This is a genomic window from Bradyrhizobium sp. 76 (assembly GCF_023073025.1).
Taxonomy (GTDB): Bacteria; Pseudomonadota; Alphaproteobacteria; order Rhizobiales; family Xanthobacteraceae; genus Bradyrhizobium.
This window is the reverse complement of the sequence record NZ_JADPIS010000131.1, coordinates 23,130-35,948: the sequence shown is the minus strand read 5'-3', so window position 1 is coordinate 35,948 and position 12,819 is coordinate 23,130. Positions and strand designations below refer to the sequence as shown.

Here is a 12,819-nt window from a genome sequence, read left to right as displayed (position 1 = left end):
GGAAGAAGCTACCGGTTTATACAGGTGGCATGTGACGATTGCTAGGGAGGGGGAAAGCCGAGACAGTCGGTCTTCGCCAAGAGGCTTCGCCGGACACGCTTCACCCTTTCGGGCTTGGCGCGGGCTGCGCCACACGAAGCCCGAAAGGGCGAAGCGTGGTGCCCCTGGCCGGAATCGAACCAGCACTCCTTGCGGAACTCGATTTTGAGTCGAGCGCGTCTACCAGTTCCGCCACAGGGGCCCTCGGTCAGCCCTAACAGGGCGTCGCGAAGCCGGCGGACTATAGCCATGGACCAAGCGGGGTCAACCCGCGCCAAAGTGATCCCGGCCGTTCTCGACAGCCGCATGAGCCGGGGTTACAGCCTTGGAAAGCGACCCATCGAAAAGAGGCTGCCGTGACGACCCAGAGTGCCGCAATACCTGCATTCAAACCGGCGGCCACGAGCCCCGCGCTGGTCGCTTCGCTCGCGGTCACGCTGATTGCAGCCGCGACGATCGCAGGCGCCTGGTTCTTCCAGCTGGTGCTCGGGATCGTGCCCTGTCCGCTCTGCCTGGAGCAGCGCTACGCCTATTACCTCGCGATCCCGCTGGGCCTGCTCATCGCACTCGCGGCGCGGGGCAGTGCGCCGAGGCCGCTGCTGTTCGCGGGCCTCGCGATCCTTGTGCTGGCGAGCCTCGCCAATGCCGGGCTCGGCACCTATCACGCCGGCGTCGAATGGGGCTTTTGGAAGGGACCGACCGACTGCTCCGGTCCCGTCGTCAATCTCGGCAGCGCCACCGACCTGCTGTCGCGACTCGACACCGTGAAGGTGGTCCGCTGCGACGAGGTGCAGTGGCGCTTCCTCGGCCTCTCGCTTGCCGGCTACAATTTGCTGATCTCGCTCTTGATGGCTGCGATCGCCGCGTGGGGATTCGTTGCGACGGCGAAGCGCTAAGGCTCAATCATCCACATCGTCCTGCGTCCGGCCGAACAGGTGCACGATGCCCGGCGTCGCGATCGTCACGAAGACGAAACGCGAGAGGTGATGGGCGCCGACGAAGATCGGGTCGATGTGCAGCGTCAGGGCCAGCGCCAGCATGGCGTCCATCGCGCCCGGTGCGTAGGCGACCACGACGTCGGAGAATTTCACCTGCGTGGTGAGCGCCACGATGCCGACGAAAATCGCGGAGACGGCGATGGCGACGGCAAACGAGCCCAGCGCCGCGTTGATGTGGCCGGCGAGCGTCTTGATCTGCATCCGCGCGAAGCGGCTGCCGATCAGGGCGCCGATGCCGATCGGCGCCACGCCGCGTACCCAGTCCGGCAGGCCGCCCTCGACCCAGCCTGCGCCATGCAACACGCTCGAGCCGATCATCGCGCCGAACATCCAGCTCGCCGGAAACCTGATCAGCCGCAGGACGAGCGCCGCGGCCAGCGAGGCCGCGACCAGTTCGACGAGGTCAAGCGGCGAGGCAATCGTCGTCGTCAGCGACGGCGCGACGGAGGGTGCGACGCCGGCGAACGCCAGCACCATCGGCAGCGCCGCGGTGAGGATGATTACGCGCATGGTCTGCACCACCGCGATGCCCGGCAGGTCGGCGCCGCGCTCGACCGCCAAAATCGTGATCTGCGACAGCGCGCCGGGGCTGCCGGCGAGGAAGGCCGAGGTGCGGTCCCAGCCGTGGATGCGCTGGAGATAATAGCTCGAGCCGAAGGTCGAGCAGAAGGTCGCGAGCGCGAGCAGCCCGATGGTGAGCGGATAGGCACTGACCTGTTGAAGCAGGTGGCGCGAGACGACTGATCCTAACGAAATGCCGAGCAGCACCAGCACGGTCTGGGTCAGGATCGGCGGCAGCGTCAGCTGGCGACCGGCGATCGCGGCGATCCCGACCGCGATCATGGAGCCCGAGATCAATCCCCCCGGAAGGCCCGCGAGCAGAAACACGAGGCCCCCGGCGGTGCCGATGACAAGCGTTTCCACCGTGCTCAAGATCTTGGCACGGCTCGGCCATTCGAACGGCAGGGAGGCGGTGATTTGCTTCACACCGCCTTATCGCAAATCAGCGAGAGGCGCACAATTGCGGTCACGTCATGCCGCAATGCGCGCGCCTCTCCCGAAGCCGCAGGCAGAGGGAAGGACTTACTTCTTGTCCGCAGCCGGCGCGGCCATGCCGGCCTTGGCGGTCTTGATGCATTCGGAGCGGAATTTCTTGCGCTCCTTGCCGTGCAGGCCCTTGGCGTCGGCCTGCTTGGAGCATTCGAGCGACTCGGCCGAGTGCTCCTTCGGTGCCTTCTTGTCCATGGGGGCGGCGGTTGTGGTCTTGGTGTCGGTCTTTGCTGCCGGCGCGGCGGTCTGCGCGAAGGCAGTGCCGGTGGCGAGCAGGGAGGCGAGAGCGACGACGGCGAGGCGAGATGTGAAGGTCATGATGCTGCACTCTTCTTGCGGGAATTGCGAAGGGCGCGAAAGTCGGCTGGCCTTGCTGAACGCGACATGAATAATTCGAACGTGGAGGATCACTATATTTTGGCGGCAGCAGCCATCGCTTCCTTGTCGCGAGCCGGCGGCACGCTAGGATAGCAATCCTCGGTTCACTTCCCTCGGGGGAAGATCAAGGAGGAGACCAAGGATGACCATGCAATCAAAGTTGCTGTGTGCAGTTGCGCTGTCGGGCTTTGCCGCGCTGGTGGTGAGTGCGCCGGCGCAGGCGCTGACCTCGCAGGAGTGCAGCGCGAAATACCAGGCCGCCAAGAAGGACGGCTCGCTCGGCACCACGAAGTGGAATGACTTCCGCAAGGCCCAGTGCGGCGCGGATGCGACGCCAGCGGCTGCGCCGACCGCGGCCGCTCCTGCTGCGCCCGCCGCTCCCGCCGAGCCGAAGCAGGCGAAGAAGGAGGCCGCCCCGGCTGCCGCGCCGACCCTGCCGGCCGGCCCCGCGATCTATCCGAACGCCGTTGATCCGAAATACGCCAAGGAGACCCCCGGCAAGGGGCGCCTGCACACCTGCGTCGACCAGTACAACGCCAACAAGACCACCAACGGCAATGGCGGCATGAAGTGGATCGAGAAGGGCGGCGGCTATTACAGCGAATGCAACAAGAAGCTGAAGGGCGCCGCCTGAGGCTTCAAGACGACGCAGAGGCCGGAGCCAAGCTCCGGCCTCTTGCTTTAATCCAGTAGCTTCTCGGCCGATTTCGCCACGAGCTGCGATCGCTTGCGCGGGCCGCGCTCGACGAACAGCAGGCTCTGGCCGAAGATGAAGCAGTAGAACAGGAAAGCCTGCGCTTCAGCTGCCTCGGTCTCGAGGCCGGTCGCGCGATAGAGTTCGGCGACGTGCTTCAGCCGCGCCGCGTCCACGTTCGCCACCGCTGCCGCGGCGCCCTCGTCCGAGCGGGCCCATTGCCGGATCGCAAGCTCGATTGCCATCCCGTCCGGATTGAGCCGCTCCGAATAGAGCTGGATCACTGCCCTCAGCCGTTCACGGGGCTCTTGGCCATCAAGGCTCGTCTGCTGCGCGATCGCCGTTGAGCGCCCCTCGCGCCAGCGCTCCAGCATGGCACCGAGCAGCGCGGCACGGTCGGCGAAGCGGCGGTAGAAGCCGCCCTTGGTGACGCCCAGATTCTTGGCGAGCACCTCGACCCGCACCCCCTCGACCCCCGATCGGGCGAGTTCGGTGAACCCTGCCTCGACCCAGACATCGCCTTTGCCGTCACTCATGCAGGCAGCCTCGCCGATTCTTGATACGGTACCGTATTGCTAACGCGGGAGGAGGTTGATACGCTACCGTATCAACAATCAAAGCCAGAAAAGGTCAGGGAGAATTGCGATGGAGCAGGAGGCGACCTATCGCGGCACGGTCTATCCGTGGCAGTGCGATCACGTCGGCCACATGAACATCATGTGGTATGTCGGCAAGTTCGACGAAGCCAACTGGAATCTGTTCGCCCGGCTCGGGCTGACGCCGAGCTATCTGCGCGGCTCCGGCCGCGGCATGGCCGCCGTGCAGCAGAACATCACCTACAAGCGCGAGTTGCTCGCCGGCGACATCGTCGAGATCCGCAGTCACCTGCTCGAGATCCGCGACAAATCGATCCGCTTCCGGCACGACATGATCAATGCCGATACCGGCGAGATCGCCGCGTTCTGCGAGATCACGGGCGTGCACATGGACCGCAGCCTGCGCAAATCGGTGCTGTTCACGGACGACATTCGCGAGATCGCCTTGAGACATCTCGCCCAGCCGGCGGAGGCCTGAGCCATGGCCGCATACGAGCCGAAGAACCCGGGCTACCGCGCGGCTGCCATCGCCATGTTCGATCGCCAGCCGGCAATGCACACGCTCGGCATCGCGATCGTCCGCCTTGCGCCGGGCGAGGCTGAACTCGCCATGCTGCATTCGCCGGCCCTCACACAGCAGAACGGCTTTGTCCACGCCGGCATCATTACCGCAGGACTAGACAATGCCTGTGGTGTCGCTGCCTTCACCCTGATGCCGTGCGAGGCCGATATCCTCACCGTCGAGTTCAAGACCACGTTGCTCGCGCCGGCACGGGGCGAGCGTTTCGTCTTCAAGGCCGAAGTGGTCAAGCCCGGCCGCACGCTGACCTTTTGCGAGGCCAGGGCGTTTGCCGAGCACGGGGGCAAGGTCACGTTGATCGCCATGATGACCGGGACGCTGATGGCAATGCTGCCGCGCGTTGCGGCTGCGCAAGCGCCGCGCACGACCGCTGCATAGCGGTGATTGACAAGACTGCCGGCGCATCCCTTGATGCCTAAGTCATGCTTGCAAGCCTTGGTCTCATTCTGCTCTGCCAGTTGATCGGCGAAGCCGTCGTGCGCGGCCTCGGCCTGCCGATGCCGGGCCCGGTGCTTGGCCTCTTGCTGCTCCTCATCCTGCTGCTCGCGCGCGACCGCTTTGCGCTTCTCGCGCGCGGGCCGCTGCGTGATGATGGTGTCGAGACGGCGAGCAAGGGTCTGCTCGCGCATCTGTCGCTGCTGTTCGTGCCGGCCGGGGTCGGCGTCGTGCAGAAGCTCGATCTGCTCGCGTCCCACGGCATCGCCATCATCCTCGTGCTCGCGCTGTCGGTGGTCGTCACCCTGCTCGCAACCGTACTCACTTTCCGCCTGGTCAGCCGCCTGTTGAGGCAACAGGACGCGCGATGAAGGACAATCCGTTCTCGCTCTGGGTCTATCTCTCGCAGTCGCCGCTGCTTTGGTTGACAGTGACGCTGCTGGTCTATGCCGGTACGGACGCGGTGTCGCTGGCGACGCGGCGCCATCCGCTCGCCAATCCCGTGCTGCATGCGATGTGGATCGTCGGCGCGTTCCTGCTGCTAACCGGCACCTCCTACACGACCTATTTCGCCGGCGCGCAGTTCGTGCATTTCCTTTTGGGGCCCGCGACGGTCGCGCTGGCTGTTCCCCTCTATGAGAACCGCAAGCGCGTCGTCGCCTCGATCGTGCCGATGCTGGTGGCGCTGGTCGCGGGATCGGTCACGGCCGTGGTGTCCGTGGTGTTACTGGCCCAACTTGCCGGTCTGCCGCACGAAGTGGTTTTGTCGCTCGCGCCGAAATCCGTCACGGCCGGTGTTGCCATGGGCATCGCCGAATCCCTGCACGCCGATCCCTCGCTGGCTGCGGTTGCGGTTATCCTTACGGGCATTATGGGCGCGATCATCGTGACGCCGCTGATGAACCGCACCGGCATCAGCGATTTCCGCGCCCGCGGCTTTGCCGCCGGCCTTGCCGCGCACGGGATCGGTACCGCGCGAGCGTTCCAGGTCGACGAGATCGCCGGCGTCTTCTCCGGGATCGCCATGAGCCTGAACGCCTTGGTGACCTCCTTCCTGGTACCCTTGGCGGTCACGCTGCTGGTGCGATGACATCGGCGCCGCGACACTCTATATGAGCTGTAACAATTCCCAGTCTCGAACCGTATCGACGGAGATGGGACCGAAATGGAACGAGATATGGCTGGATTCAGGAATAAAGCCCTTGTGCCGACGCGGCGCGCGGCGCTGACGCTGATTGGGGCGGGCGCCCTTGTCGCGGGTGGAATCACCTCGGCGCGCGCGGCGACCGACGAAGACGAGGTGCTGACCGAAGCCAAGGTGCTGCGCGACCCGGATGTTCCCGTCGCCGGTAATCCCGACGGGAATATCAGTATTATCGAATGGTCCGACTATAACTGCCCCTATTGCCGCAAGCTCGAGCCCGAGTTGCGTCAGGTCGTCCAGGACGACGGCAAGGTCAGGCTGGTGATGAAGGACTGGCCGATCCTCGGGCCGGTCTCGGTCACCGCCGCGCGGGCGGCGCTCGCGGCGAAATTCCAGGACAAATACCACCAGGCCCATGACGCCATGATGGGCGTCAGCTCGCGCCTGACCGAGCCACGCATCAACGAGTTGCTCGCGGCCGCCGGCGTCGACATGGATCGGTTGAAGCGCGATCTCGCCGACCACGCCAAGGACATCGACGCTCTGCTCAAGCGCAACAACGAGCAGGCCGAAGCCTTCGGTTTCCGCGGCACCCCGTCCTTCATCGTCGGCAAGTACCGCGTGCCGGGCGTGCTCAGCATGAACGAGTTCGAGCAGGTCATCGCCGACGCCCGCAAGGCCAAGATGAACTGAGCCGAGCGATATTCACCGCGCAAGACGAAGGCGCCGCCGCGGACCCGCGACGGCGCCTCATTTCATTCATGATACCACGTCGTTACTTCGAGGAGATGCGGACCCAGTCCTTGTGCGCGCGATCGCGCAGCGCGTCCCAGTCGGCTTTTGCGACATCCCAGTTCACGATGGTGCGATTGGTCGTCGCGACCTCGCCATTAGCAACCGACGACGTCTGCATGGAGTCATAGACATACACGCCGCAGCCGAGCAGCAGCGCGCCCAAAATCATTCCAAGAAACATCCGCATCGCGAAACCTCCAATGACGGGCGATAACGTCGACCCGGATCGATTGTTCCGCGACAGTGCGGCGCAGGTAAGGAGAGGTTGTTCATTCTCCATTCAGCCACTGCACCAGCTCCGCGTTGATCTCGCGTGGGTAGGTGTGGCTGAGGTCGTCGATCTCGCGATAGGTGACATTCGCGCCGGCGGCGGCGAGGGCTGCCTGCGTCTGCCGCGCGGTCTGCACCGGAAACATCCAGTCGAGCTTGCCGTGCGTGATGAAGATCGGCAGGCGCTGCAGGCGTGTGGCGTCGGCCATCTCCGCCATCAGCGGGTGGAAGGTCGCCGAGACTGGCGCGAGATGCGTGAAGGGCGAAGCGCCGTCGAGCCCGGTGACGTAGCAGAAGGTGCCGCCATCGCTCATGCCGGTCAGCAGCATGCGCGAGGCGTCGATGGTCCAGCGGCTGCGCACCGTTTCGAGAATGCGCGTGAGGTTGGGCGTGTCGGAATCGTCACCCATCAGGGCCCAGGTCGGGCCGGTCGCGGTCGGCGCCACCAGGATTGCACCGAGACTGCGGGCGTCGCGCAGCCAGCTCCACAGAAACCCGCGGCCGTTGCCGCTGCCGCCATGCAGCGCCACCACCAGCGGCATGACGCGATCGGGCGTATAATATTCGGGCACGTAGACCGAAAAGCCGCCGCGGCTGCCGGGCTCGTTGTGATCGTGGATGATGCCGGTATGCGCGTCCGCGCCGGCTTCGAGCCGCGACAACAGGTCGGCATTCTCGCGCATGGCGGCGTTGAGGAAGAAGCTGCTGACCGGCGGAAACTGCACGGCCAGCGGATAGAGTGCCTCCTGCGCGCGCGGCACATGGCGCAGCGCGCGGAACACCGCGACGAGGTCGCCATTGCCACGCTCAACCTTGCGCAGGCTGGCAAAGGCGGCGAGCGTTTCGTCGCAGGCACGATCGAGCCGCTCGCGCAGTCCGGTGAACTGCCCCGGCCATTCTCCGATTGCCGCGCGCGCCGTTTGCAGCGCCTCGTCGGGAGCGCCGATCGCGTTCATCACGGAGCCGAAGGCCGGCGGGTGCAGGTTTCGCTGAAAGAATGCGAGCGCTTCCAGCGCATTGAGTAGCGGCGGCAGCACGGCCACGATGTCGTCAACGACGGCCTCGCTCATCGTCGTTTCCCTGCGTCAGTTCGCCTTGTCAGTGCAGCTTCGGCGCCTTCAAGAGCTTGAAGCGATCGGTCGAGGTCACCGTGACGTCGAAGGTGACGCCTTCATGATGTACCGTCAGCGGCACGTCGACGCCGGCGGCGCCGAGGCCCCACAGCTTCTTGTAGAAGCCGGTCTGGCTTGTGACCTTCTCGCCGTCGACCGCGAGGATGACGTCGCCGGTCTTGAGCTCGGCGCGGGCGGCGGGACCATTGGCGGAGATTCCGATCACCACCACGCGGTTGTCGATCTCGGTCGAAAAGAGTCCGAGCCATGGCCGTGCCGGCTTGTTGACGCGACCGAACTTGCGTAGATCGTCGAGGATCGGCTTCAACAGGTCGATCGGCACGATCATGTTGACGTGCTCGGCCTTGCCGTCGCGCTCGCGTTCGAGCTGGAGCGAGCCGATGCCGATCAGCTCGCCGCGCTCGTTGAGGAGCGCCGTGCCGCCCCAGTTCGGGTGCGCGGGATGGGTGAAGATGGCCTCGTCCAGCAGATATTCCCAGTAGCCGGCGAATTCCTGCTTGGCCACGATCTGGCTCGCGACCGAACGCGTGCGTCCCCCGGCGCCGCCGACCACGACGCGGTCCCCGAGCCGGGTCTCGGCCGAGACACCGAGCGGCAAGGGGGCGACGTCGAGCTGGCCGAGCGCCTGCACCAAGCCAAAGCCGGTGACGGCGTCGAAGCCGAGCACATGTCCTTCCACCACGCGCCCGTCTCCGACATGCAGCCACACGGACTCTGCTTCGGTGATGAGATAACCGATGGTGAGCACCAGCCCATCGTCGATCACGACGCCGTTGCCGGCGCGTTCGGTCCCCAGTGTCTCGGCGCTGAAGGCGTCCGGCGGGATGATGGCATGCAGGCCGACGACGGAGGCGAGCGCGCGGTCGAGATCGAAACCGTAATCGCTCGCACGCGGTTGATTGGCCGGCGGCACTCTCCATTCGGTCAGGGCGGGCATCGAGTTCTCCTGGCTGAGAGCATCGCTCCGCCGTGGCTAGCGGAACGACGCACGAAGCACGCATAATTTAGGCCGGAGGAGGCCGTCTTGAAAGCCTCGTTCCTGACTATTCCAGAGAACGCCGTGTGAAATCTTTGAAAGGCACAGGACCGGTTATGCACGGTCGGTCGGGCGGGCGGCTCTCCGGCATTGACCGCATGGCTGCTGTCCGGCGAGGTGCTAGGCGCCGTACAATGAAGCTGCTAACCATTGCCGCTTCGTTTGACCTAGGGATCACGGACCGAAGCATGGACAACCGCAGCGACATCTGGCGTGGCATCGACACGATCAAGGCACGTTTCATCGACCTCAGCGACAAGGTCTGGGGCATGCCCGAAGTCTGCTACACCGAGGCGCGGTCCGCCGCCGAGCATCTTGCCGAGTTGCGTCATCAGGGCTTTCGCATCACCGAGCAGGTCGCGGGCATTCCGACCGCGGTGATGGGCGAATGGGGCGAGGCCGGACCGGTCATTGCCTTCATGGGGGAATATGACGCGCTGCCGGGCCTCAGCCAGGAGGCGGGCGTCGCGGAGCATCGTCCGGTCGAGACCGGTGGCCACGGCCATGGCTGCGGTCACAATCTGCTCGGTTCCGCAGCTCTCCTCGCCGCGACGGCGGTGAAGGACTGGCTTGCCGAGAACAAGGTGCCGGGCCGCGTGCGCTATTACGGCTGCCCCGCGGAGGAGGGCGGCGCGGCAAAAGCCTTCATGGTGCGCTCCGGCGCATTCGAAGACGCCGACATCGCCATCACCTGGCATCCGCACAGCTTCTGGGAAGTCGCGGTGACGCCGTCACTCGCCAACACCCGCGCCGACTTCATCTTCACCGGCCGCACCTCGCATGCGGCGGCCTCGCCGCATCTCGGCCGCTCCGCGCTCGACGCCGTGGAGCTGATGAATGTCGGCGTGAACTATATGCGCGAGCACATGCCGAGCGACGCGCGCGTGCACTACGCGCTGCTCGACACCGGTGGCATCGCCCCGAACGTGGTGCAGGCGCATGCGCGCGTGCGTTATTCGATCCGCGCCCGTGATCTGCCCGGCATGAACGAGCTGGTCGGACGCGTGAGCAAGATCGCGGACGGCGCGGCGCTGATGACCGAGACCAAGGTCGAGATGAAGATCATCTCCGCGGTCTCCAACATCCTGCCGAACACGCCGCTGGAGCACGCGCTGCACCGGGTCATGGAAGAGCTCGGACCGCCGCATTTCGACGACGCAGACAAGGGCTTTGCCACGGAGATCCGCGCGACGCTGAGCGACAAGGACATCGAGTCGGTCTATTACGCGATCGGCATGGAGCCGACCGACCGGCCGCTGGCTGACTTCCTGGTGCCACTCGATGCCAAGCGCAATCCGCTGGTCGGTTCGACCGACGTCGGCGACGTGAGCTGGGTGGTGCCGACCGTGCAGGTTCACGCACCCACGGTTGCAATCGGTACGCCCTTCCACACCTGGCAGGTGGTCGCGCAGGGCAAGAGCGCGCATGCCCACAAGGCCATGGTGCAGGCCGCCAAGGCGATGGCCGGCATCGGCATCAAGGCGCTGACGGACCCGGAGCTGATCAAGGCTGCCAAGGCTGACCTTAAGAAGCGGACGGCCAAGACGCCTTACGTCTGTCCGCTGGCAGACCATGTCGCGCCGCCGCTCGACATGTCCGTGGCGTAGAATTTCGCCTCGATACTTCGTCTGATCCGGCGATCAAATTTTCTGCAGTGCAGCGCGGAATTCAGCGCGTTTTGATGCTGGATTGCCGAACGGATGGGCTGCGGAATATGAATTTGCCCAACAGACAGTCAGAAGACCGTTTGCATACACACGGTCCCGGTTGACGCGCGGCCCATTCGGTGTGCCATCTACCGCCAGCCAACTTGGTGGTCGCCCCGCGCGACCGCCTGCATCCATACGGGAACCAGACGGGGACAACCATGCTGGATAAAGAATTGCGTTCGATGATCGGTGACGTGAAGGACGGGCGGATGGATCGCCGCGGCTTCATTCAGCGCCTGGCTGCCGTGGGTCTCACCGCGCCTTTGGCCAACCAGATCCTCGCGCTTGGCGGCGTCGCGATGGCTGAGGGCGCCTCGACCTACAAGCCGACCAAGCGCGGCGGCGGTGGTGCGCTCAAGCTGCTGTGGTGGCAGGGGCCCACCCTGCTCAATCCGCATTTTGCCACCGGCACCAAGGACCAGGACGGCGCGCGCCTGTTCTACGAGCCGCTCGCCTGTTGGGATCCCGACGGCAACATGAAGCTGGTTCTGGCCGCCGAAACTCCCTCGATCCAGAACGGTGGCCTCGCCGCCGACGGCAAGTCGGTGACCTGGAAGCTCAAGCCCGGCGTCAAATGGCACGACGGCACGCCGTTCACGGCCGACGACGTCGTCTTCAACTGGGAATATGCCAAGGATCCGGCGACCTCCGCGCTGACGATCGCAACCCTCCGCGACATCACCGTCGAGAAGGTGGACGACCTCACGGTCCGCATCCTCTTCAACAAGCCGACGCCGTTCTGGGCCGACGCTTTTGTCGGGGCTCCCAATACCATCATCCCGAAACATCTGTTCAAGGACTATATGGGGTCCAAGTCGCGGGAGGCGCCGACCAACCTCTCGCCGGTCGGCACCGGCCCCTACAAGTTCGTCGAGTTCAAGCCGGGCGATCTTGTCCGTGGCGTGATCAATCCCGATTATCACATGGCGAACCGGCCCTATTTCGATTCGATCGAGATGAAGGGCGGCGGCGACGCCGTCTCTGCCGCGCGCGCGGTGATCCAGACCGGCGAATATGATTTCGGCTGGAACATTCAGGTCGAGGACGACGTGCTGCTGCGCCTGGAGAAGGGCGGCAAGGGAAAGACCGTCTACGCCGTGGGTGGCGACACCGAATTCATCGCGCTGAACTTCACCGATCCCAACACCGAGGTCGATGGCGAACGCTCCTCGATCAAGACCAAGCACCCGCTGTTTTCTGATCCATCGGTGCGCAAGGCGCTCTCGCTGCTGATCGATCGCGAGTCAGTCAAGAAGGCGATCTACGGCCGCGCTGGCCGTACCACCGCCAACTTCCTCAACGGGCCCGAAAAATTCGTGTCCAAGAACACCTCGTGGGAGTTCAGCGTCGAGAAGGCCTCGAAGATCCTGGACGCCGCCGGCTGGAAGCCGGGCGCCGACGGCATCCGCGAGAAGGACGGCAAGAAGCTGAAGCTCCTCTACCAGACCGCGATCAACGGGCCGCGCCAGAAGACGCAGGCGATCGTCAAGCAGGCGTGCCAGAAGGCGGGCATCGACGTCGAGCTGAAATCGGTCGTCGCCTCCGTGTTCTTCTCCTCCGACGTCGGCAATCCCGACACCTATTCCAAGTTCTATGCGGACATGGAGATGTTCCAAATCCCGCTGAGCCAGCCCGATCCGTCGCAGCACATGCGTCGTTACCTTTCGAACCTCGTCGCCACCAAGGAGAACAAGTGGCAGGGCACCAACTTCCCGCGCTGGGTCAACAAGGAGTACGACGCGACCATCATGGCCGCGGACGGCGAGATGGATCCGGTCAAGCGTGCGGCGCTCTACATCAAGGCCAATGATCTGATGTACCAGGACATCGTTTTCATCCCGGTACAGCACCGCCTGAAGGTCGAGGCGGCCGCCAACAATCTGCGCCCGGTCGTTTCCGGCTGGGCCAACGAGACCGACAATTTGTTCGACTGGTACCGCGAAGAATGATCACGCACGCCTA

Annotated in this window: 15 protein-coding genes and 1 tRNA gene; 9 read left to right on the top strand and 7 right to left on the bottom strand. The window is 64.8% G+C overall.

The window, feature by feature from the left end; genetic code table 11:
* Positions 1-156: 156 nt before the first annotated feature.
* Positions 157-241 (bottom strand) — tRNA-Leu (locus tag IVB48_RS33405).
* A 154-nt stretch (positions 242-395) separates the two neighbouring features.
* Here IVB48_RS33405 and IVB48_RS33400 point away from each other — a divergent pair.
* Positions 396-935, top strand: coding sequence for a disulfide bond formation protein B (locus tag IVB48_RS33400; RefSeq protein WP_247406836.1), 540 nt, complete (start codon positions 396-398; stop codon positions 933-935).
* 3 nt (positions 936-938) lie between these two features.
* On the opposite strand, the gene IVB48_RS33395 is transcribed toward IVB48_RS33400, so the two are convergent.
* Together IVB48_RS33395 and IVB48_RS33390 are read right to left on the bottom strand one after the other, a co-directional pair.
* Entirely contained in the window at positions 939-2,024 is a 1,086-nt protein-coding gene (locus tag IVB48_RS33395; protein WP_247406834.1) for an AbrB family transcriptional regulator, read from the bottom strand.
* Positions 2,025-2,120: 96 nt separating this feature from the next.
* A complete protein-coding gene (locus IVB48_RS33390; RefSeq protein ID WP_007597424.1) occupies positions 2,121-2,405 on the bottom strand; it encodes a PsiF family protein in 285 nt (94 codons plus the stop codon).
* Positions 2,406-2,607: 202 nt separating this feature from the next.
* Here IVB48_RS33390 and IVB48_RS33385 point away from each other — a divergent pair, with 202 nt between their 5' ends.
* The gene (locus IVB48_RS33385; protein ID WP_247285773.1) at positions 2,608-3,099 is read left to right on the top strand and encodes a hypothetical protein; all 492 of its coding nucleotides are present in this window, start codon (positions 2,608-2,610) and stop codon (positions 3,097-3,099) included.
* A gap of 47 nt (positions 3,100-3,146) precedes the next feature.
* Here the strand turns inward: IVB48_RS33385 and IVB48_RS33380 are convergent, their stop codons facing one another.
* On the bottom strand, positions 3,147-3,695 hold the full coding sequence (locus IVB48_RS33380) for a TetR/AcrR family transcriptional regulator (protein WP_027565649.1): 549 nt from the start codon (positions 3,693-3,695) through the stop codon (positions 3,147-3,149).
* A gap of 109 nt (positions 3,696-3,804) precedes the next feature.
* Here IVB48_RS33380 and IVB48_RS33375 point away from each other — a divergent pair, with 109 nt between their 5' ends.
* The 5 genes from IVB48_RS33375 (at position 3,805) to IVB48_RS33355 (ending at position 6,607) form a co-directional block, all read left to right on the top strand.
* Complete coding sequence (locus IVB48_RS33375; protein ID WP_247406832.1) at positions 3,805-4,233, top strand: acyl-CoA thioesterase; 429 nt, start codon at positions 3,805-3,807, stop codon at positions 4,231-4,233.
* Positions 4,234-4,236: 3 nt separating this feature from the next.
* Entirely contained in the window at positions 4,237-4,713 is a 477-nt protein-coding gene (locus tag IVB48_RS33370) for a PaaI family thioesterase (protein ID WP_247406830.1), read from the top strand.
* Positions 4,714-4,757: 44 nt separating this feature from the next.
* Positions 4,758-5,141: a CidA/LrgA family protein gene (locus tag IVB48_RS33365; RefSeq protein ID WP_247406828.1), complete on the top strand. Its 384-nt coding sequence runs from the start codon at positions 4,758-4,760 to the stop codon at positions 5,139-5,141.
* The gene (locus tag IVB48_RS33360; protein ID WP_027565645.1) at positions 5,138-5,860 is read left to right on the top strand and encodes an LrgB family protein; all 723 of its coding nucleotides are present in this window, start codon (positions 5,138-5,140) and stop codon (positions 5,858-5,860) included. The genes IVB48_RS33365 and IVB48_RS33360 overlap by 4 nt, the downstream gene beginning before the upstream one ends.
* 87 nt (positions 5,861-5,947) lie before the next feature.
* Complete coding sequence (locus IVB48_RS33355) at positions 5,948-6,607, top strand: DsbA family protein (RefSeq protein WP_247357775.1); 660 nt, start codon at positions 5,948-5,950, stop codon at positions 6,605-6,607.
* 82 nt (positions 6,608-6,689) lie between these two features.
* Here the strand turns inward: IVB48_RS33355 and IVB48_RS33350 are convergent, their stop codons facing one another.
* The 3 genes from IVB48_RS33350 to IVB48_RS33340 form a co-directional block, all read right to left on the bottom strand.
* A complete protein-coding gene (locus IVB48_RS33350) occupies positions 6,690-6,896 on the bottom strand; it encodes a hypothetical protein (RefSeq protein WP_027514183.1) in 207 nt (68 codons plus the stop codon).
* Between the two features lie 82 nt (positions 6,897-6,978).
* Complete coding sequence (locus IVB48_RS33345) at positions 6,979-8,049, bottom strand: phospholipase (protein ID WP_247406825.1); 1,071 nt, start codon at positions 8,047-8,049, stop codon at positions 6,979-6,981.
* A 28-nt stretch (positions 8,050-8,077) separates the two neighbouring features.
* On the bottom strand, positions 8,078-9,049 hold the full coding sequence (locus tag IVB48_RS33340) for a S1C family serine protease (protein WP_247285783.1): 972 nt from the start codon (positions 9,047-9,049) through the stop codon (positions 8,078-8,080).
* A 287-nt stretch (positions 9,050-9,336) separates the two neighbouring features.
* On the opposite strand from IVB48_RS33340, the gene IVB48_RS33335 reads away from it, so the two are divergent.
* Complete coding sequence (locus IVB48_RS33335) at positions 9,337-10,755, top strand: M20 family metallopeptidase (protein ID WP_247406822.1); 1,419 nt, start codon at positions 9,337-9,339, stop codon at positions 10,753-10,755.
* Positions 10,756-11,015: 260 nt separating this feature from the next.
* Entirely contained in the window at positions 11,016-12,806 is a 1,791-nt protein-coding gene (locus tag IVB48_RS33330) for a peptide ABC transporter substrate-binding protein (protein ID WP_247406817.1), read from the top strand.
* Positions 12,807-12,819: the final 13 nt, after the last annotated feature.